Below are 18,642 nucleotides of genomic sequence, written 5' to 3'. Positions count from 1 at the left end.
GGTCAGGCCTGGGACGGAACGGCCGGGGCGTCCTCGACATCGACGCCGCGGCGGCGCACGCGCCAGGCGGGCAGGAAGCACACGACCCCCAAGGTGCTGACCGCCCCCGCGACGACCATGGCCGTCGCGATCGACGTGCGTGCGGCGAGCAGGCCCAGCAGCGGCCCGGCGACGGCGCCGCCGGCCTGCATGGCGAGCGAGCTCATCGACAGGATGGTCGCGCGGTTGCGTGAGCTGGCCTCGCGGTGCAGCAGCCCCGCGTATGCCGGGCTCGCGGCGCCGTGCAGCGTGTAGGTTACGAGGTAGGCCGCGACCAGGGCGGCGGGCCCGAACACCAGTCCCATGCACAGGGCGCCGAGCCCGTTGAGGACGCGCCCCAGGGCCGCGGCCGGCACCAGGCCCAGCCGGTCTGCGGCACGCCCGCCGAGCCACGACCCGACCGAGAACAGCGCCCAGCCGCCGGCCGCCGCCGGACCCATCCACGCGCCGGCGCGCGCCTCGGACCCGAGCAGCTCGGAGAGGCGCAGCGGCATGAAGGTCTCGTAGGCGGTCATGCCCGTCACCCAGAAGGCCTCCACGAGGACCAGGCCCAGCAGCGCGCGGTTGCGCCCCAGCATTCCCAGCCCGTCACGCACCACCATGGGCGTCTCGCGCACCGAGGAACCCAGCCGGGCGCGCAGCCGGGCGTCGCTGCGCGGGGTCTCGCGCAGGAGGACGGCCGTCGCGACCAGGTGGACCACGCACAGCGTCACGAACACCTGGATCGGCAGCAGCAGGGCGCTGGACCCGTGGACGGGGTGCCAGGCGACCAGGCCGCCGGACACCAGGGCCCCACCGCCGAGCCCGACCCCGACGAGGACTCCCTGGGCCGACATGGCGCGGTGGACGTCGGCGCCGGGCTCCCGGTCGTGGACGGTGTCGACGTACCAGGCCTCGAGCGGGCCCGAGTCCAGCGCGCGGTAGACGCCCATGAGTCCGGCGGCCACGGCGAACTGCCAGAACGAGTGGGCGAACAGGTAGGCGAAGCCGGCCAGGACGTTGACCACTCCCGCGACCAGCAGGACCGGCTTGCGGCCGAGCACATCGGCGAAGCCGCTCGTCGGCAGCTCGAGCAGGAAGACCATGATCCCCTGGGCGGTCATGTAGAGCGTGATCTGCTCGACCGACAGGCCACGCTCGCGGGCGATGAGCGCGAACAGCCCGACCACGAAGCCCACGGGCAGCCAGCGCGTGGTCGTCAGGACGAGGAAGACCCGCCGCGCGCCGGTGGGGGACAGCGTGGTGGTCATGACCGTTGCTCCCGGGAGCGCGGTGCGCGGTCGAGGTCGAGGGGGTAGAGGGCGCTGTAGACGGCGAGCCTGCGGGCGTTCGGGTTGCCCTGGCCGACGCGGCGGTAGCGGATGAGCAGCTCGTCGAGCTCGGCCTTGAGCTGCTCGACCTGCTCGGGCGTGGCGATGATGAACGAGTCGCTCATGCCGGCCGCGTCGCGCCAGGGCATCGGCCAGTCGGCCTCGACGTCCAGCCACCGCTCGAACTGCTCGGAGAAGTGCCGGGCGTAGTCGCGGACCAGCCAGTTGAGCGCCGTCTCGGAGTCCTCGTCGCCCTCGAAGTCGCTGGGGTCCCACGTGTGGAAGTCGGTGGCCGCGCGCCAGAGCCGGCGCTTGCCCTCGCCCTCGCCGCTGTCCTCGACGAGGCCGACGGACTCCAGCTTGCGCAGGTGGTAGGACGTCGCGCCCGAGTTGGTGCCGAGCCGGGTGGCCAGGTCGGTCGCGGTGGCCGGGCCGCCAACGCGCAGGGCGCCCAGCAGCCGGGAGCGCAGGGGGTGGGCGAGGACCTTCACGGCCGCGGCGTCCAGGCGCAGGCCGGTCATGTCGCCGAGGTGCTCACGAGGGGTGGGAGAGGCCATGCGTGCACAATACCTTTGCACAGTCTGTTTGCACAAGAAGTGTGCACAGACATTGTGTATCCTCATTCGTGCAGGTCCGGGGCGGTTTCGACGGCTCGCTGCGGCGATTTGGGCCTGTCCCTGGTCGCCCCTAAACTTGAGGACTGTTGTGTCGTGCGCCCTCGCGGGCGACTCGCCAGCGCCTCGGGCGCCCACGGCATACGCACCATCCGAACCGTTGTAAAGGCACAGAACTTTGCGCACCTTCACCCCGAAGCCGGCCGAGGTCACTCGGAACTGGCACGTCATCGACGCCACGGACGTCGTGCTGGGCCGCCTCGCGTCCCAGACCGCGACGCTGCTGCGCGGCAAGCACAAGCCCACCTTCGCCCCGCACGTCGACGGTGGTGACTTCGTCATCATCATCAACGCCGACAAGGTCGCCCTCACCGGCGCCAAGGCGGAGCAGAAGCGGGCCTACCGGCACTCCGGCTTCCCGGGCGGCCTCAAGAGCACCTCGTACACCGAGCTGCTCGCCAAGAGCCCCGAGAAGGCGATCGAGAAGGCCGTCCGCGGCATGCTCCCCAAGACCACCCTGGGCCGCCAGCAGCTGACCAAGCTCAAGGTCTACGCCGGCGCCGAACACCCGCACGCCGCCCAGAAGCCCGTCCCGTTCGAGATCTCCCAGGTCTCCCAGTAAGGAACATCGTGACCGAGAACATCAACGACCAGGTCCTCGAGAGCGACGAGCCCGAGCTGACCGAGTACACCTCCGAGTCCGAGGGCCCCGTCGCCGGCGAGTCCACCCGTCGTCCGTCCGCCTCCGCCCCTGGCGGTGCCACCGGCCGTCGCAAGCAGGCCATCGCCCGCGTGCGCATCGTCCCCGGCACCGGTGAGTGGAAGATCAACGGCCGCTCGCTCGAGGACTACTTCCCGAACAAGGTCCACCAGCAGATCGTGAACGAGCCGCTCAAGGTGCTCGAGCTCGACGGCGCCTACGACGTGCTCGTGCGCGTGCACGGCGGTGGCCCCTCGGGCCAGGCCGGTGCCGTCCGCCTCGGTGTCGCCCGCTCGCTCAACGGCGTCGACGAGGAGCTCAACCGCCCGGCGCTGAAGAAGGCCGGCTTCCTCACCCGCGACGCCCGCGTCCCGGAGCGCAAGAAGGCCGGTCTCAAGAAGGCCCGCAAGGCCCCGCAGTACAGCAAGCGCTGATCCCGGCTCCTGCCTGGCAGCACCGCCCGGAGGCGGCACCCGGTTCGACCCGGGTGCCGCCTCCGGCGCGTTCGGGGTAGTTTCGCTAGGCGCCTCCCGCTGTCCGCGGGACCGTCGCGCGCGCGTATGCCGCGGGCGCACGTTCGTCGAAAGGTTTCCTCTCCATGGCACGACTGTTCGGGACCGACGGGGTCCGAGGGCTCGCCAACGTCGACATCACGGCCGAGCTGGCCCTGGGGCTGAGCGTCGCCGCGGCGCACGTGCTGGGACGCGAGGCGCGCGAGGCCGGCCGTCGCCCCAAGGCCGTGGTCGGCCGCGACCCGCGAGCGTCCGGCGAGTTCCTGAGCTCGGCCGTGGTCGCCGGGCTCGCCTCCGCCGGCGTCGACGTGCACGACGTGGGGGTGCTGCCGACGCCCGCCGTCGCCTTCCTCACAGCGGACATGGACGCGCACTTCGGCGTCATGCTCTCGGCCTCGCACAACCCCATGCCCGACAACGGCATCAAGTTCTTCGCGGCCGGCGGCCACAAGCTGCCCGACGCCGTCGAGGACGAGATCGCGGCGAGCATGGACCGCGACGGGGAGCGTCCCACGGGCGCCTCGGTCGGTCGCGTGCACCAGAACCGCGCCGGTCAGGCGCGCTACGTCGCGCACCTGCTCGAGGCCCTGCCGCACCGGCTCGACGGACTCAAGGTCGTCATCGACGGCGCCCACGGGGCCGCGTCGGCCGTCTCGCCGGAGGTGTTCCGGCTGGCCGGTGCCGAGGTCGTCGAGATCGGCACCGAGCCCGACGGCCTCAACATCAACGACGGCTACGGCTCGACCGACCTGGACCACCTCAAGGCGGCCGTGGTCGCCAAGGGGGCCGACCTCGGCATCGCGCACGACGGCGACGCCGACCGCTGCCTGGCCGTCGACGCCACCGGCACCGAGGTCGACGGCGACCAGATCATGGCGATCCTCGCCGTCAGCCTGAAGTCGCGGGGGGCCCTCGCCAAGGACACCCTCGTCGCCACGGTCATGAGCAACCTCGGCCTGCTCCAGGCGATGGAGCGCGAGGGCGTCACCGTGCGCCAGACCGGCGTGGGGGACCGGTACGTGCTCGAGGACATGCGGGCCGGCGAGTACACGCTCGGCGGCGAGCAGAGCGGCCACGTCATCTTCCTCGACCACGGCACGACCGGCGACGGCGTCCTCACGGGCCTCATGCTCGCCGCCCGGGTCGCCGAGACCGGCACGAGCCTCGCCGAGCTCGCCACGGTCATGCGCCGGCTGCCGCAGGTCCTGGTCAACGTCAAGGGCGTCGACAAGTCCCGCGTGGAGTCCGACGAGGAGCTCCAGCAGGCGGTCAAGGCCGAGGAGGAGGCCCTTGCCGGCTCCGGCCGCGTGCTGCTGCGCAAGTCGGGGACCGAGCCGGTCGTCCGCGTCATGGTCGAGGCCACCGAGCAAGAGCAGGCCGCGGCCGTGGCCGACCGCCTCGTCGCCGTCGTCCGGGAGCGCCTCTCGCTCTGAGCGGCCCCGGTCCGCGGTTCAGGCCGTCAGGCGTCGGCGGGGACGAGCCCGGCGATGTGGCGTGCGATCTCCAGGGCGCTCGTGGCGGCGGGCGACGGCGCGTTGAGGACGTGCACGACGTTGCCCGCGCGTTCGATGAGGAAGTCGTCGACGAGGGTGCCGTCCGGCTTCATCGCCTGGGCGCGCACACCCGCCGCCGTGGGCACCAGGTCCTCGTCGCGGACCTCCGGCACGAGCCGGCGCAGGCTCTCGCCGAACTGGTGGCGTGACGCCGAGCGCAGCATCTCGCGTGCTCCCTCCCGGTAGTAGCGCCGGGCGAGTCGCCAGAAGCCCGGGTAGGCCAGGGTCTGCCGCAGCTCGGCCGGGACGACCGTCCCCCACGTGTAGCCCTCGCGGGCGAACGCCAGCACGGCGTTGGGTCCGGCGTGGACGTGGCCGTCCACGCCGCGGGTCAGGTGCACGCCGAGGAACGGGAACGACGGGTCCGGCACCGGGTAGATCAGGTTGCGCACCAGGTGGGTGGCCCCTGGGGCCAGTTCGTAGTACTCGCCGCGGAACGGGATGACCTGGGCCGAGGGGTGGTGCCCCAGGCGGCGGGCGACCACGTCGCAGTGCAGTCCCGCGCACGCCACGACGGCGTCGGCCTCGAGGTCGCCGCGGGTCGTCCGCACGACCGTGACCGGCCCGCGCTGGACCGAGGACAGCACCTCGGCCCCGAGGACGAGCGTGGCGCCCCGCGACTCGAGGCGTCGCACGAGGGCCTGGCACACGGCGCCGTAGTCGATGATCCCCGTCGCCGGGATGCGCAGGGCGGCGACGCACTGCACGTGCGGCTCGACCTCACGCGCCTGCTCGGGCGTGAGCTCCTCGACGACCAGGCCGTTGGCCCGGCCGCGGTCGCGCAGGCGGGCCAGCCCGGCCAGCTCGCGTCCCTGCGTTGCGACCACGAGCTTGCCGCAGACCTCGTGCGGGATGCCCTCCTCGCGCGCGAGCTCGATCATCGACTGCGAGCCGGCCCGGCACATGAGTGCCTTCTGCGACCCGGGCGCGTAGTACAGCCCGGAGTGGATGACGCCGCTGTTGCGCCCGGTCTGGTGGGCGGCCCACGTCGGCTCCTTCTCCACGACGGTGACCGCGGTGCCCGGTTCGCGGGACAGCCGCTCGGCCACCGCGAGACCGACGATGCCACCGCCGATGACGACGACCCTGCGCGCAGACATGGAGGCAGCGTATGCCGCGGCGCCGCCGGCGCGGGTCCGGCAGGTGGTGGAGCCGGCGGCGTCCTCCGCGGGTCCGGGTGGCGGGCCGGGTCCTGCGAACCGGGGCGGGTCCCGGGTGCTGGGCCCGGATCCGGCGCGCGCGACGGCGCGTGGTGGGATTGGGCTCGACGACGCACCCGACCCGGAGGACCGCCATGCCCTACGAAGCCCTGACCTCGACCCTCTACACCACCGCGGCGACCGCCAAGGGCGGACGTGGCGGCCGCGTGCGCAGCGAGGACGGGGTGCTCGACCTCGAGCTCGGCAAGCCCGGGTCCAAGGCGAACCCGAAGGCGAACCCCGAGACGCTGTTCGCCGCGGGCTACGCCGCGTGCTTCGGCAACGCGATCCTGTCGATCGGGCAGGCGCAGGGCCTGGACCTCTCGGAGTCCACGGTGACCGCGCAGGTCAGCCTGGGCAGCACCGAGACCGGCGTCGGGCTGGCCGTGGCGATCACCGCGCACCTGCCGGGCCTGGAGCCCGAGGCGGCGCAGAAGATCGTCGAGGCGGCACACGAGCGGTGCCCCTACTCCAAGGCGACGCGGGGCAACATCGACGTCACCGTCAGTGTCGACTGACCGCTGACCCACGAACGCAACCGCCCCGGGCGCGCGCTGCTGCGCACGCCCGGGGCGGTGTCGTCGACGGCCTCAGGCCAGCTGCTGGAGCAGCCCGCTGTCGACGTCGTAGAGGAAGCCGCCCACCGCGACCGACTCGGGGACGAGCGGGTGGGTCCGCACCGCACGCACGTCCGCCAGCAGGGCGGCCCGCTGGTCGGTCACGACGTTGAACTGCTGCCACGAGGCGTCCTGGCCGGCGGAGGCGCCCACGCGCTCGCGCAGCTCCGCCTCGCTGTTGGAGGCCATCGCACACCGGGTGTGGGGGACGACGAGGATGCGCTTGACGTTCAGCAGGTGCACGCCCAGGACGAGCGCCTCGAGGGCGGCCGCGGTGACCCGGCCACCGGGGTTGCGGAAGATCTTGGCGTCGCCGGGCTGGAGGCCCACGAGCCGCAGCGGGTCGATCCGCGAGTCCATGCAGGTCACGATGGCGACACCCGCGTGGGCGATGCCGTCGAAGCCGCCGGTGGAGAACTCGGTCTCGGAGTACTTCCTGTTCGCCTCGAGCAGGTCGTCGAAGCCCGGTGCGACAGAAGGCGATCCGGTTCCAGCGTCGGTCACAGCAGCACTCTCCTTGGTCGTCGAGGTGGTGGGGGTCGTGGGTGGGTGTGGTGCTCGGCCCGGCGGCTCGGTCAGAGCAGCCCGGGACGCTTGGGGATGGACATGGCCATCGGCTTGGTCGTCGTGGCGAAGAAGTCGTTGCCCTTGTCGTCGACGACGATGAAGGCGGGGAAGTCCTCGACCTCGATCTTCCAGACGGCCTCCATGCCGAGCTCGGGGTACTCGAGCACCTCGACGCTCTTGATGCAGTCCTGGGCCAGGCGCGCGGCGGGTCCGCCGATCGAGCCGAGGTAGAACCCGCCGTGGGAGGCGCACGCGTCGGTGACCTGCGTGCTGCGGTTGCCCTTGGCCAGCATCACCATCGAGCCGCCGGCGGCCTGGAACTGCTCGACGTAGGAGTCCATCCGGCCGGCGGTCGTGGGCCCGAAGGAGCCACTGGCATACCCCTCCGGCGTCTTGGCCGGGCCTGCGTAGTAGACGGCGTGGTCCTTGAGGTACTGCGGCATGCCCTCGCCGGCGTCGAGGCGCTCCTTGATCTTCGCGTGCGCGATGTCGCGGGCGACGACGAGCGGGCCGGTCAGGGACAGCCGCGTCTTGACGGGGTACTTGGTCAGCTCGGCGAGGATCTCGTCCATGGGCCGGTTGAGGTCGATGCGGACGACGTCGTCCTCGCCCTCGAGGTGCTCCTCGGTGGTCTCCGGGAGGAACCGCGCCGGGTCCTTCTCGAGCACCTCGATGAAGACGCCCTCGGGCGTGATCTTGCCGAGGGCCTGCCGGTCGGCCGAGCAGGAGACCGCGATCGCGACGGGCAGCGAGGCGCCGTGACGGGGCAGGCGCACGACCCGGACGTCGTGGCAGAAGTACTTCCCGCCGAACTGGGCGCCGATGCCGAAGTTGCGGGTGAGCTCGAGCACCTGCTCCTCGAGCTCGGTGTCACGGAACCCGTGGGCGGCCATCGACCCCGAGGTCGGCAGGTCGTCGAGGTACTTCGCCGAGGCGTACTTGGCCGTCTTGAGCGCGAACTCGGCGCTCGTGCCGCCGATGACGATCGCCAGGTGGTACGGCGGGCAGGCGGCGGTGCCGAGCGAGCGCAGCTTCTCGTCGAGGAAGGCGAGCATCCGCTCGGGGTTCAGGATCGCCTTGGTCTCCTGGTAGAGGAACGACTTGTTCGCCGAGCCGCCGCCCTTGGCCATGAAGAGGAACTTGTATGCCGTCTCGTGCCCCGGTGCGGTGTCGGCGTAGAGCTCGACCTGCGCGGGGAGGTTCGAGCCGGTGTTCTTCTCCTCCCACGTCGTGATCGGCGCCATCTGGGAGTAGCGCAGGTTGAGCCGGGTGTACGCGTCGAGGACGCCCTGGCTGATGGCGCGCTCGTCGGTGCCCTCGGTGAGCACGTGCTGGCCGCGCTTGCCCATCACGATGGCGGTGCCGGTGTCCTGGCACATCGGCAGGATCCCGCCGGCGGCGATGTTGGCGTTCTTGAGCAGGTCGAGTGCGACGAACTTGTCGTTGTTGCTCGCGTCGGGGTCGTCGACGATCCGGCGCAGCTGGGCCAGGTGGGCGGGGCGCAGGTAGTGCGCGATGTCGTGCATGGCCGTCTCGGTGAGCAGGCGCAGCGCCTCGGGCTCGACCTGCAGGAAGGTGCGGCCGCCCGGGCCCTCGACGGTGCTCACGCCCTCGGTCGTGAGCAGGCGGTACTCGGTGCGGTCCTCGCCGAGCGGCAGCAGGTCGACGTACTCGAGGCCGGGCGTGGGGTCCTTCGGCTCGGTCCCGGCGGTCACGGGTGCTGCGTCGGTGTCGGTCTGGGCCATGGTCTGCTCGGTGCTCCTTCGTCGTCGCGTGCGGCGCTGGCCGCGCGGGTCACAGCTCGTCGAGGCTGGGCGCGTAGGCGCCGGCCCGTCCGACCGTCACACCACTGGTGGCCTCGCCGCGCTCCACGGCGGGCCGCACGTCCTCCAGTGTCGCGCGCCGCAGCCGCTCGCGGGCACCGGGGTCGCCGAGCAGCCCGCCGACCACCAGCCCGGACACCAGGCCGGCCATGAACGAGTCGCCGGCGCCCACCGTGTCGACGACGTGCTCGGCCACGGCGGGCACGCGCTCGACCTCCTCGCCGGAGGCGACGCGGAAGGCAACGCCGTCGGCGCCCAGCGTCACCAGGGCGAGCAGGGCGCCGAGGGACACCCAGTGCGCCATGACCTCGTCGGGGGTGCGACCGGGGTAGAGCAGCTCCAGGTCGTCCTCGCTCGCCTTGACCACGTCGCTGAGGGCGACGAGCTCCTCGACCCGCACCCGGACGGCGTCGAGGCCGCCCATGATGCTGGGCCGGATGTTCGGGTCGTAGGAGGTCGTGCCGACCTCACGGACCGCGCGCATCAGCTCGGTCACCGAGGCGGCGCCGGGCTCGAGAACCGTGCCGATCGACCCGGTGTGGAGGTGGCCGGTGCCGCTGGGGAGCGGGACGGACGGGAGGTTCCAGTGCAGGTCGAACTCGTAGGTCGCAGCGCCGGTCGCGTCGAGTGTCGCCACGGCCGTGGACGTCCGGTCCTCGCCGAAGCTCTCGGGCAGGACCGTGACGCCGTGGCGGCGCAGGTGGGACGCGATCCGCTCGCCGCGCTCGTCGTGGCCGATCCAGCAGGCGAAGTCGACGGGGTGGTCGAGCCGGGCCAGGCCGACGGCGACGTTGGCGGGGCTGCCGCCGACGTGCTCGACCGGCTCGCCGCTGCCGTCGACGACGATGTCGACGAGGGCCTCCCCGACGACCAGCAGCCGCGGGTTCATGCCCGACCTGCCGCGGCGCCCTCGAAGTCGATGGCAGAGTAGGCGCGCAGCTTCGCGAGCTGGTGGTGGCTCTCGATGATGCGGATCGTCCCGGACTTCGACCGCATGACGAGGGAGTGGGTGGTCATGCCACCCGCGCGGTAGCGGACGCCGCGCAGCAGCTCGCCGTCGGTGATGCCGGTGGCGACGAAGAAGCAGTTCTCACCGCTGACCAGGTCGTCCGTGGACAGGACCCGGTCGAGGTCGTGCCCCGCGTCGACGGCCCGCTGTCGCTCCTCGTCGTCGGTGGGCCACAACCGGCCCTGGATGACGCCGCCGAGGCACTTGATGGCGCAGGCCGTGATGATGCCCTCCGGCGTGCCACCGATGCCGAGCAGGAGGTCGATGCCGGTGTCGTCCCGGGCGGCCATGATCGCGCCGGCGACGTCGCCGTCGGAGATGAACCGCAGGCGGGCGCCGGCCTCGCGCACCTCCTGGGCCAGCTTCTCGTGGCGGGGCCGGTCGAGCATGACGACCGTGACGTCCTCGACGCCCTCCTTCTTGGCGCGGGCGATGCGCTTGACGTTCTCGGCGACGGGCAGCCGGATGTCGACGACGTCGGCCGCCTCCGGGCCCGTGACCAGCTTGTCCATGTAGAAGACCGCGCTCGGGTCGTACATCGCGCCCCGCTCGGCGACCGCCAGGACGGACACGGCGTTCGACTGGCCCTTGGCCGTGAGGGTGGTGCCGTCGATGGGGTCGACCGCGACATCGCACTCCGGCCCGTTGCCGTCGCCGACCTCCTCGCCGTTGAAGAGCATGGGCGCGTCGTCCTTCTCGCCCTCGCCGATGACGACGACGCCCTTCATGGAGACGGTCGAGATCAGGGTGCGCATGGCCTCCACGGCCGCACCGTCGGCGCCGTTCTTGTCACCCCTGCCGACCCAGCGGCCGGCGGCCATGGCGGCGGCCTCGGTGACCCGGACCAGCTCGAGGGCGAGGTTCCGGTCCGGCGCCTCCCCACCCACACGAAGGGACGAGGGCAGGTGCTGCTCGGACATGCATCGATCCTTCACGCGGCGTCGGGGAAGTGCCACCGAGCCTATCGGGGCCCGGGGCGGTTGGCGCCGGGCGGTCCGCGTCAGGGACGATGGTCCCGTGAGCACCCCCGCCCCCCGCAGTTCCTACGCCAACGGGTCCGTGGCGAACATGATCCGTTCGATGCTCGTCGTCGGTGCGATCGTCGCGGTGCTCATCGCCGTCGTGCCGCGGGTCAACCAGGTCAGCCAGCCCCCGGTCGACGTGGCGTCGGTCGCCACCCAGGTCGCTGCGGACACGAAGTGGCCGATCGAGGCGCCCCAGGGCCTGCCGCAGGGATGGAAGGCCACGAGCGTCCGCTACGTGCGCTCGACCGACGGCCTGATGACCTGGCACGCCGGGTACCAGTCACCCACCGGCAACTACGTCGCGATCGAGCAGACGAAGGACGCCACCGCCGGCTGGCTGGCGGCGCAGACCAACCGTGCCCGCGAGACGGGGCAGACCCAGGTCGGCGGCCTCACCTGGGGCACCTACGTGCGCAGCGGCAAGGTGCAGAACAGCCTGGTGCACAAGGCCGAGTCGCCCGGGCAGCTCACGACCATCGTGACCGGGACCGGCTCGTTCGACGAGCTGTCGACCTTCGCCGAGGCGCTCCAGCCTTTCTCGGGCCAGGGCTGACCCAGAGCCAGGTCCGCGAGCCGGGCTGACGCGCGGCCGGACGTCAGTCGCCGGAGCGCGCCTCGTCGGCCTCCGCCAGTGCGGACTCCGCACCGTCGAGCCAGGTGCTGCAGTGGGCGGCCAGCGCCTCGCCCCGACGCCACAGCCGCATGCTCTCCTCGAGGCCGCTCTGGCCGCCCTCGAGCTGGGCGACGATCGAGATCAGCTCGTCCCGTGCGTCCTCGTAGGACAGCTCGGCGACGTCGGGGAACTCCTGCTGCGTCGAGGTGTCGTCCGCCGGTGCTGCTGCCTTCTCGCTCCTGGCCATGGCGGCAACCCTAGGACAGCCCGGCGACGCGGACGCCGAAGTCCCCTCGCGCCACCCGCACTCGCAGCAGCTCGTCCACCTCGAGCTCGGCCTGGTCGAGCACCACGCGGCCGTCGCGGTGCTGCACCACGGCATACCCCCGCTCGAGGGTGGACTGCGGCGACAGGGCGCGCACCTGCGCCCGGAGGTGACCCACCTGGTCGCTCGCCCGGTGCACGGCGGCCAGGACCCGGTGGCGGGCGCGGTCGCGGAGCGCGTCGAGCTCGCGGCGGCGCACCTCGAGCATGGCGGACGGGTCGGCCATCACGGGCCGCGAACGTACCGCCACGAGGTGCCGTCGCTCCGCCTCGACGCGCCGCCGCAGGGCGCCACGGGCACGCTCGGCCGCCTGCCGCACGCCCTCGCGCTCGGCGTGCGCGTCGGGGACCACCCGCTTGCCGGCGTCCGTCGGGGTGGAGGCCCGCCAGTCCGCGACGTGGTCGAGCAGCGGGGTGTCGACGTCGTGGCCGATCGCGGAGACGACCGGGGTCCGGGCGGCGGCGACGGCGCGGACGAGCGCCTCGTTGCTGAACGGCAGCAGGTCCTCGACCGACCCACCACCCCGCGCGATGACGACGACGTCGACCTCAGGGTCGGCATCGAGCTCCGCGAGGGCCGCCGTGACCTCCTGGACGGCCGTGGGGCCCTGGACCGCGACCTCGCGGATGGCGAACCGGACCGACGGCCAGCGGCGCCGGGCGTTCTCGACGACGTCCTTCTCGGCCGCGCTCGCGCGCCCACAGACGAGGCCGACCGTCCGGGGCAGGAACGGCAGGGGCTTCTTTCGCTCGGGGTCGAAGACGCCCTCGGACGCCAGCAGCTGCTTGAGGTGCTCGACCCGGGCGAGCAGCTCGCCGACGCCGACCGGCCGGATCTGCCGGGCGTCGAGCATGAGCGAGCCGCGCTGGGTCCAGAACACCGGCTTGGCCTGCAGCACGACCCGGGCGCCCTGGCTGAGCGGCGTCGGCATGGCGTCGAGCGCGTTGACCTGGATGGCGACCGAGAGGGACATGTCGACGTCCGGGTCGCGCAGGGTGAGGTATGCCGTGCGCGCTCCGGGACGACGGGTGAGCTGGACGACCTGGCCCTCGACCCACAGGACCGACATCTTCTCGACGTACTCGGCGATCTTCATGCTGAGCAGGCGCACCGGCCACGGCTGCTCGGGGGAGGTGTCGGCGGCACGGTCCGGCAGCGGGGCGCGCTGGGCGGGGCTGCTCACGCCGCCAACTCTAGGAGGCTGCGCCGACGTGGGGGTGCCCACCACACACGTGCCGAAGTCCCAGACCCCGGGTGCCGGGGGCTTTTTGCGCCGAAGTCCCAGACCTCGGGTGCCGGGGGGCCTTTTGGCGCCGAAGTCCCAGATCTCGGAGGCGGAAGGACGGCGGTTCGGGCCGGGTTCGGTGCCCGACCTACGATGGGGGCATGAGCGAACCGACCAAGCGAGTGCTGCTGGCCGCCCCGCGGGGGTACTGCGCGGGCGTCGACCGGGCCGTCGTGACGGTCGAGAAGGCGCTGGAGCTGTACGGGCCGCCCGTCTACGTCCGCAAGCAGATCGTGCACAACAAGCACGTGGTCACCACGCTGGAGAAGCGGGGTGCCATCTTCGTCGAGGAGACCGACGAGGTGCCCGAGGGCGCCACCGTCATCTTCTCCGCCCACGGCGTGGCGCCCGTCGTCCACGAGGAGGCCAAGGCGCTGAGCCTGCGGACGATCGACGCGACCTGCCCTCTGGTCACCAAGGTGCACCGCGAGGCGGTCCGGTTCGCCGACGCGGACTTCGACATCCTGCTCATCGGTCACGAGGGGCACGAGGAGGTCGTCGGGACCTCGGGCGAGGCGCCGGAGCACATCACCCTCGTCGACGGGCCCGACGACGTCGCCAACGTGACCGTGCGCGACCCCGAGAAGGTCGTCTGGCTCTCCCAGACCACCCTGTCGGTGGACGAGACGATGGAGACCGTGCGCAGGCTGCGCGAGCGGTTCCCGGCGCTGCAGGACCCGCCGAGCGACGACATCTGCTACGCCACGCAGAACCGCCAGCTGGCCGTGAAGCAGATGGCGCCCGACTGCGACCTGATGATCGTGGTCGGCTCGCGCAACTCGTCCAACTCCGTGCGGCTCGTCGAGGTGGCCCTCGAGCACGGCTCGCGCGCCGGGCACCTCGTCGACTACGCCGAGGAGATCGACGAGGCGTGGCTCGCCGGGGTCACCACCGTGGGTGTCACCTCCGGGGCTTCGGTGCCCGAGGTCCTCGTCCGGGACGTGCTGTCCTTCCTGGCCGACCGCGGTTACGCCGACGTGCAGCCGGTCGTCGCGGCCGAGGAGAGCCTGCTGTTCGCGCTGCCGAACGAGATCCGGCGCGACCTCAAGGCCAACGGCATGAGCGACAAGATGCGCCACGACGGCGCGTTCGAGGAAGCCGGCTCGCTGCACTGAGGCCTCCGGTGTGCCTCGCCGTCGTCCTGGGCGGGTGGGCGCGCCGCGGCGACGCGCCGCCTGACCTCCACCTCGGCGAAGTGCCCCGTCGACCGGCCCGCCCGCCGGTACGTTTTGACCATGCTCGGGTTGGCTGACGCGCGAACCAGGATGACGAGGCGGCTCGTCGCGCGTGCGACCGGTGGGGGACCGGTGGACCTCAGCACGCTCGAGGCCGTCCCGCGCCGCCTGCTGCGTCCGCTGCGCCGCACCGAACTCGACCCCGTCCCCCGGCTCGGGCGCACCGCACCCGAACCGGTCCACCGCCTCGCGCACATGTTCGGGATGAACATCTGGCTCGTCTCGGGGCACGCCGAGGCCAAGGCGGTCCTCGCCGACCAGGCGAGCTTCAGCAACGACATCCGGCCCTACGTCGGGCTGGCCGGCTCCCGGGTCGGCGGGCTGGGTTTCACCGACCCGCCCGAGCACACACGGCTGCGCTCGCTGCTGACCCCGGAGTTCACGATGCGCCGCATCGAGCGCCTCACGCCCTGGGTGGAGGCCATCGTCGACGCCCAGCTCGACGCGATGGCGGCCGACGGCCCGGTCGTCGACCTCGTCGAGCGGTTCGCCTTCCCCGTGCCGTTCCTCGTCATCTGCGAGCTGCTCGGGCTGCCCGTGGAGGACCGTGAGCGGTTCCGGGCCCTGAGCCACGCCCGGTTCGACGTGACCTCCGGCGGGTCGGCAGCCTTCGGCGCCATCTCCGAGAGCCAGGAGTTCCTGCTGGAGGCCACCCGTCGCCAGCGCCGGGAGCCGGGGGACGGCCTGCTCGGCCGGGTCATCGCAGCCCTCGGTGACGACGTGTCGGACGAGGAGATCGCCGGCCTGGCCGACGGCGTCTTCACCGGTGGGTACGAGACCACCGCCAGCATGCTGGCCCTCGGCTCGCTCGTGCTGCTGCGCGACCGGCGCCACTTCGACCTCGTCCGCGACGACGACGGCGCCATCGACCGGGTCGTGGAGGAGATGCTGCGCTACCTCACGGTCGTGCAGATCGCCTTCCCGCGATTCGCGAAGGTGGACGTCGACCTCTTCGGCCACCGGATCGCCAAGGGCGACGTCGTCATCGCTGCCCTCAGCCGGGCCGACCGCGACTCCCGCGTCGGTCCCGATCTCGACACCTTCGACCCCCACCGGCCGCCGTCCCCGCACCTGGCCTTCGGGCACGGGTTCCACCGCTGCGTCGGGGCCGAGCTGGCCCGGCTCGAGCTGCGCACCGCCTTCCCCCGGCTGGTACGACGGTTCCCCGAACTGGCCCTTGCCGTGGAGCCGGCGGACCTGCGCTTCCGCGACCAGTCGATCGTCTACGCGGTCGACTCCCTGCCGGTCCACCTCGGACGCTCGTCGGGGACGTCCAGGGCCAGCTGAGGGCGGTCGTCCTCGGCGGTCGCGGCCTCGATGAGCTCCATCGCGGTGAGGACCCGCGGCCCCGCCTCGACGGGCGAGGAGACCGGCAGCTCGTCCTCGACCACGCCCAGCGCGTGCATCCGGCGGGCGGACACGAGGACCCGAGACTCCAGGGCGCCGACCATCTGGTTGTACGCCTCGACGGAGCGCTGCAGCGAGCCACCCATCCGGGAGACGTGGCTGCCCAGCGTGCCGAGCCGGTCGTAGAGCTCGCGCCCCACCGCCATCAGCTCTCGGGCCCCGGCGGTGAGGGCGTCCTGCTGCCAGGTGAACGCCACCGTGCGCAGGAGGGCCAGCAGCGACCCGGGCCCCACGAGCACGACCCGTCGGGCCATCGCCGTCTCGTGCAGGCTCGGGTCGGCCGCCAGGGCCGCGGAGAGCATGGCCTCGCTCGGGACGAAGCAGACCACCATCTCGGGCGAGGTCTCGAACGCCGACCAGTAGTCCTTCTCGGCGAGGCCGCGCACGTGCGAGGCGAGGTGGGTGGCGTGCTCGCGCAGCAGCCGGGTGCGCTCCTGCGCGTCGAGGTCGTCGGCCTGGGCCTTGAGGAACGCCACCATCGGCGCCTTGGAGTCGACGACGAGGAACTTGTCGCCGGGCAGCCGCACGACGACGTCGGGCCGCACCTGGCGTGCGTGCCGGCTGACCCGGCTCACCTGCTCGTCGAAGTCGCAGCGGGCGAGCAGACCCGCGTGCTCGAGCACCCGGCGCAGCTGCACCTCGCCCCACGCGCCTCGCACGGTGGAGGCGTTGAGCGACCCGGCCAGGCTCTGGGTCTGCCGGTCGAGGGAGCTGGTCGACGCCTGCACCTGGGCGATCGTCTGCTCGAGGGCGGCGTACTGCTGCGTGCGGTCACGCTCGAGGACGCCCACCTGCTGCTCGACCCGGCGCAGGGCGTCCCGCAACGGAGCCAGTGCCGCGGCCGTCTGGGCGTCGTCCGCCACGGTCGCCTCGAGGTCGACGACGCGCTCGCGGAGCAGCTCGGCCTCGGTGCTCGCGGACGCCACGCGGGCGGCAGCCGCCGACCGGGCGAGCCAGGCGCCGAGGGCGGCTCCGAGGGCGAGTCCGGCCGCGAGGGTCAGCACGAGTTCCATGGCGGCGACCATGCCACCTGCCACCGACACGGACCCACCGATAGCGTCAGGACATGCCGACACCGCTCCCCGGCCCGCACACGCCGCCTGCACCGGCGCCCCTCGTCGACGGGGACCTCGCGCTGCACCCCACCGAGTCCGAGGAGGGGACCCACGCGTTCGAGCTCGTCTGGGAGGGGGCGCAGGTCGGTCGCGTCGAGCTCCTGGTCGACGAGCAGGATGCCGACGTGCTGTGGGTGGTGGTGCCCGAGTACCGCGCGGTCGGGATCACCGAGCGGGCGCTGCGCCTGGTGCTGGACTGGGGGGTGGAGGAGCTCGGGCTGGCCCGGCTCGAGGCGCGGGTGCCCGACGCCGACCGCGACTCGGTGCGCGCCGCCATCCGCTCCGGTATGCGACGTGAGGGCATCGCGCGGGCGGCGCGCGTGGGTGCCGACGCCCGGGGCGACGTGGTCGTCCTGGCGAGGGTCGCGACGGACCCGCCGCCGGACTCGAAGGAGGGCTTCATCGGCATCCTCAACGCCACCCTGCCCACCAAGCGCGCCATCGCCCAGGGGGTGCTGCGCGACCGCGACGGCAGGGTGCTGTTGTGCGAGCTGACCTACAAGGACGAGTGGGACCTGCCCGGTGGCGTGGTCGACCCGTCGGAGTCGCCGGCGCACTGTGTCGTCCGCGAGGTCCGCGAGGAGCTCGGCCTCGAGGTGGAGGTACGCAGCCTGCTCGCCGTCAACTGGCTGCCGCCGTGGCGCGGCTGGACCGATGCCACCGTCTTCGTCTTCGAGCTGGGCCTCGACGACGTCGACGGCATCAAGGACCGGGCGACCCTGCAGCGCAGGGAGATCCGCGCCCTGCACTTCGCGGACGAGGAGGAGTGGGACGGGCGGGTCGCGGCCTACAACCAGCGGCTGCTCGCCTTCCTCGCGACGCACACCGGCCCCACGGCGTACCTCGAGGACGGGCTCCCCGCGCTCTGAGGCGGGTCGACGGCAAAGCCGCAGGTCAGGGCGTCGTTCGGCGTGCGAGGTCATGCGGGCGGCACTAGCTTCGCGGAGTCATCCTGCCGGGGGAAACCGTCACAAACGGAGTGCACCATGACTGACTCGACCCAGCCGCCGCTCACCGCGGAGGAGCTCGCAGCCGAGGGTGGCACCGCGCTGCCCGACAAGGAGGTCATCAGCCTCCTCGACCTCAACGCCGACCTCGACCTGGGCCTCGACGCAGCCGCGCCGATCGACCTGGCCGTCGCGGCCAACGCCAACGTCGCCGCCCCGATCGAGGCCGCCGTCGGTGCGAACGTCCTGTCGGTCGGCTCCGACGCCACGGCCCTGGCGTCACAGGGTGCGCACATCGACCAGGGCATCACCGGCGAGGCGGTCGCCCACGGCGAGCAGGGGTCCACGATCGACCAGACCGACGCGGCCCCCGCGCCGGCCGACGGCACGGACACGACCGTGCCGACGGACGGCAGCACCACCGACGGCACCGCGCCCACCGACGGGACGCTCCCGACCGACGGCACGGTGCCCACCTCGACGGACGCCGCCGGGCCGCTGGACGGTCCGCTGCTCAACGTCGACGTCAACCTCGCCACCGACCTCAAGCTCGCGGCACCGATCACCGGTGCGGTTGCGGCCAACGCCAACGTGGCGGCGCCCATCGACGCCTCCGTCGCCGGCAACATCGGGTCGGTCGACTCGCACGCAGCATCCCTGGCCCAGCAGGACGTCGCCATCACCCAGCACGTGGACGCCGACGCGAACGCCACCACGGACCAGTCCTCGGACATCTCGCAGTAGCCG

The 18,642-nt window shown here is 72.6% G+C and carries 19 protein-coding genes; 9 read left to right on the top strand and 10 right to left on the bottom strand.

Features of this window, described 5'->3' with window-relative positions:
- Positions 1 to 2: 2 nt before the first annotated feature.
- A complete protein-coding gene (locus RKE38_RS14510; RefSeq protein ID WP_316008193.1) occupies positions 3 to 1,289 on the bottom strand; it encodes an MFS transporter in 1,287 nt (428 codons plus the stop codon).
- Positions 1,286 to 1,906 carry a winged helix-turn-helix domain-containing protein gene (locus RKE38_RS14505; RefSeq protein ID WP_316008192.1) on the bottom strand — a complete coding sequence of 207 codons (621 nt, stop codon included), beginning with the start codon at positions 1,904 to 1,906 and terminating at the stop codon, positions 1,286 to 1,288. The genes RKE38_RS14510 and RKE38_RS14505 overlap by 4 nt, the downstream gene beginning before the upstream one ends.
- A gap of 235 nt (positions 1,907 to 2,141) precedes the next feature.
- On the opposite strand from RKE38_RS14505, the gene rplM reads away from it, so the two are divergent.
- The 3 genes from rplM to glmM all read left to right on the top strand — a co-directional run bounded on the left by rplM (position 2,142) and on the right by glmM (position 4,608).
- Positions 2,142 to 2,585, top strand: coding sequence for a 50S ribosomal protein L13 (gene rplM / locus RKE38_RS14500; protein WP_316008191.1), 444 nt, complete (start codon positions 2,142 to 2,144; stop codon positions 2,583 to 2,585).
- Positions 2,586 to 2,593: 8 nt separating this feature from the next.
- On the top strand, positions 2,594 to 3,097 hold the full coding sequence (gene rpsI, locus RKE38_RS14495; protein ID WP_316008190.1) for a 30S ribosomal protein S9: 504 nt from the start codon (positions 2,594 to 2,596) through the stop codon (positions 3,095 to 3,097).
- A gap of 164 nt (positions 3,098 to 3,261) precedes the next feature.
- Positions 3,262 to 4,608, top strand: coding sequence for a phosphoglucosamine mutase (gene glmM, locus RKE38_RS14490; RefSeq protein ID WP_316008189.1), 1,347 nt, complete (start codon positions 3,262 to 3,264; stop codon positions 4,606 to 4,608).
- Positions 4,609 to 4,634: 26 nt separating this feature from the next.
- Here the strand turns inward: glmM and lhgO are convergent, their stop codons facing one another.
- Positions 4,635 to 5,828, bottom strand: a complete 1,194-nt coding sequence (gene lhgO, locus RKE38_RS14485) for an L-2-hydroxyglutarate oxidase (protein WP_316008188.1) — start codon at positions 5,826 to 5,828, stop codon at positions 4,635 to 4,637.
- A gap of 194 nt (positions 5,829 to 6,022) precedes the next feature.
- Between lhgO and RKE38_RS14480 the strand changes: the two genes are divergently transcribed.
- On the top strand, positions 6,023 to 6,445 hold the full coding sequence (locus tag RKE38_RS14480) for an organic hydroperoxide resistance protein (protein ID WP_316008187.1): 423 nt from the start codon (positions 6,023 to 6,025) through the stop codon (positions 6,443 to 6,445).
- Between the two features lie 72 nt (positions 6,446 to 6,517).
- Here RKE38_RS14480 and RKE38_RS14475 read toward each other — a convergent pair whose 3' ends face one another.
- From RKE38_RS14475 to glpX, 4 genes are all read right to left on the bottom strand, one after another.
- A complete protein-coding gene (locus RKE38_RS14475; protein ID WP_316008186.1) occupies positions 6,518 to 7,048 on the bottom strand; it encodes a carbonic anhydrase in 531 nt (176 codons plus the stop codon).
- A 71-nt stretch (positions 7,049 to 7,119) separates the two neighbouring features.
- Positions 7,120 to 8,856 (bottom strand): fumarate hydratase, encoded by a 1,737-nt coding sequence (locus RKE38_RS14470; RefSeq protein WP_316008185.1) that lies wholly within the window; start codon positions 8,854 to 8,856, stop codon positions 7,120 to 7,122.
- Positions 8,857 to 8,905: 49 nt separating this feature from the next.
- Positions 8,906 to 9,823: a carbohydrate kinase gene (locus RKE38_RS14465; protein ID WP_316008184.1), complete on the bottom strand. Its 918-nt coding sequence runs from the start codon at positions 9,821 to 9,823 to the stop codon at positions 8,906 to 8,908.
- Complete coding sequence (glpX, locus tag RKE38_RS14460) at positions 9,820 to 10,863, bottom strand: class II fructose-bisphosphatase (protein WP_310154410.1); 1,044 nt, start codon at positions 10,861 to 10,863, stop codon at positions 9,820 to 9,822. The genes RKE38_RS14465 and glpX overlap by 4 nt, the downstream gene beginning before the upstream one ends.
- Before the next feature lie 97 nt (positions 10,864 to 10,960).
- Here glpX and RKE38_RS14455 point away from each other — a divergent pair, with 97 nt between their 5' ends.
- A complete protein-coding gene (locus RKE38_RS14455) occupies positions 10,961 to 11,521 on the top strand; it encodes a DUF4245 domain-containing protein (protein ID WP_316008183.1) in 561 nt (186 codons plus the stop codon).
- 43 nt (positions 11,522 to 11,564) lie between these two features.
- Here the strand turns inward: RKE38_RS14455 and RKE38_RS14450 are convergent, their stop codons facing one another.
- Entirely contained in the window at positions 11,565 to 11,828 is a 264-nt protein-coding gene (locus RKE38_RS14450; RefSeq protein WP_316008182.1) for an exodeoxyribonuclease VII small subunit, read from the bottom strand.
- Positions 11,829 to 11,838: 10 nt separating this feature from the next.
- The gene (xseA, locus tag RKE38_RS14445; RefSeq protein WP_316008181.1) at positions 11,839 to 13,089 is read right to left on the bottom strand and encodes an exodeoxyribonuclease VII large subunit; all 1,251 of its coding nucleotides are present in this window, start codon (positions 13,087 to 13,089) and stop codon (positions 11,839 to 11,841) included.
- Between the two features lie 203 nt (positions 13,090 to 13,292).
- On the opposite strand from xseA, the gene RKE38_RS14440 reads away from it, so the two are divergent.
- A complete protein-coding gene (locus tag RKE38_RS14440) occupies positions 13,293 to 14,306 on the top strand; it encodes a 4-hydroxy-3-methylbut-2-enyl diphosphate reductase (RefSeq protein WP_316008180.1) in 1,014 nt (337 codons plus the stop codon).
- 120 nt (positions 14,307 to 14,426) lie between these two features.
- Positions 14,427 to 15,713, top strand: a complete 1,287-nt coding sequence (locus RKE38_RS14435; RefSeq protein ID WP_316008179.1) for a cytochrome P450 — start codon at positions 14,427 to 14,429, stop codon at positions 15,711 to 15,713.
- Here the strand turns inward: RKE38_RS14435 and RKE38_RS14430 are convergent.
- A complete protein-coding gene (locus tag RKE38_RS14430; RefSeq protein WP_316008178.1) occupies positions 15,650 to 16,846 on the bottom strand; it encodes a DNA recombination protein RmuC in 1,197 nt (398 codons plus the stop codon). The genes RKE38_RS14435 and RKE38_RS14430 overlap by 64 nt on opposite strands.
- Positions 16,847 to 16,899: 53 nt before the next feature.
- On the opposite strand from RKE38_RS14430, the gene RKE38_RS14425 reads away from it, so the two are divergent.
- Positions 16,900 to 17,817: an NUDIX hydrolase gene (locus tag RKE38_RS14425; RefSeq protein ID WP_316008177.1), complete on the top strand. Its 918-nt coding sequence runs from the start codon at positions 16,900 to 16,902 to the stop codon at positions 17,815 to 17,817.
- A 117-nt stretch (positions 17,818 to 17,934) separates the two neighbouring features.
- The gene (locus RKE38_RS14420; protein ID WP_316008176.1) at positions 17,935 to 18,639 is read left to right on the top strand and encodes a peptidoglycan-binding protein; all 705 of its coding nucleotides are present in this window, start codon (positions 17,935 to 17,937) and stop codon (positions 18,637 to 18,639) included.
- Positions 18,640 to 18,642: the final 3 nt, after the last annotated feature.

It is taken from the genome of Phycicoccus sp. M110.8 (assembly GCF_032464895.1).
Taxonomy (GTDB): domain Bacteria; phylum Actinomycetota; class Actinomycetes; order Actinomycetales; family Dermatophilaceae; genus Pedococcus.
This window is presented reverse-complemented; position numbering and strand designations above follow the sequence as displayed.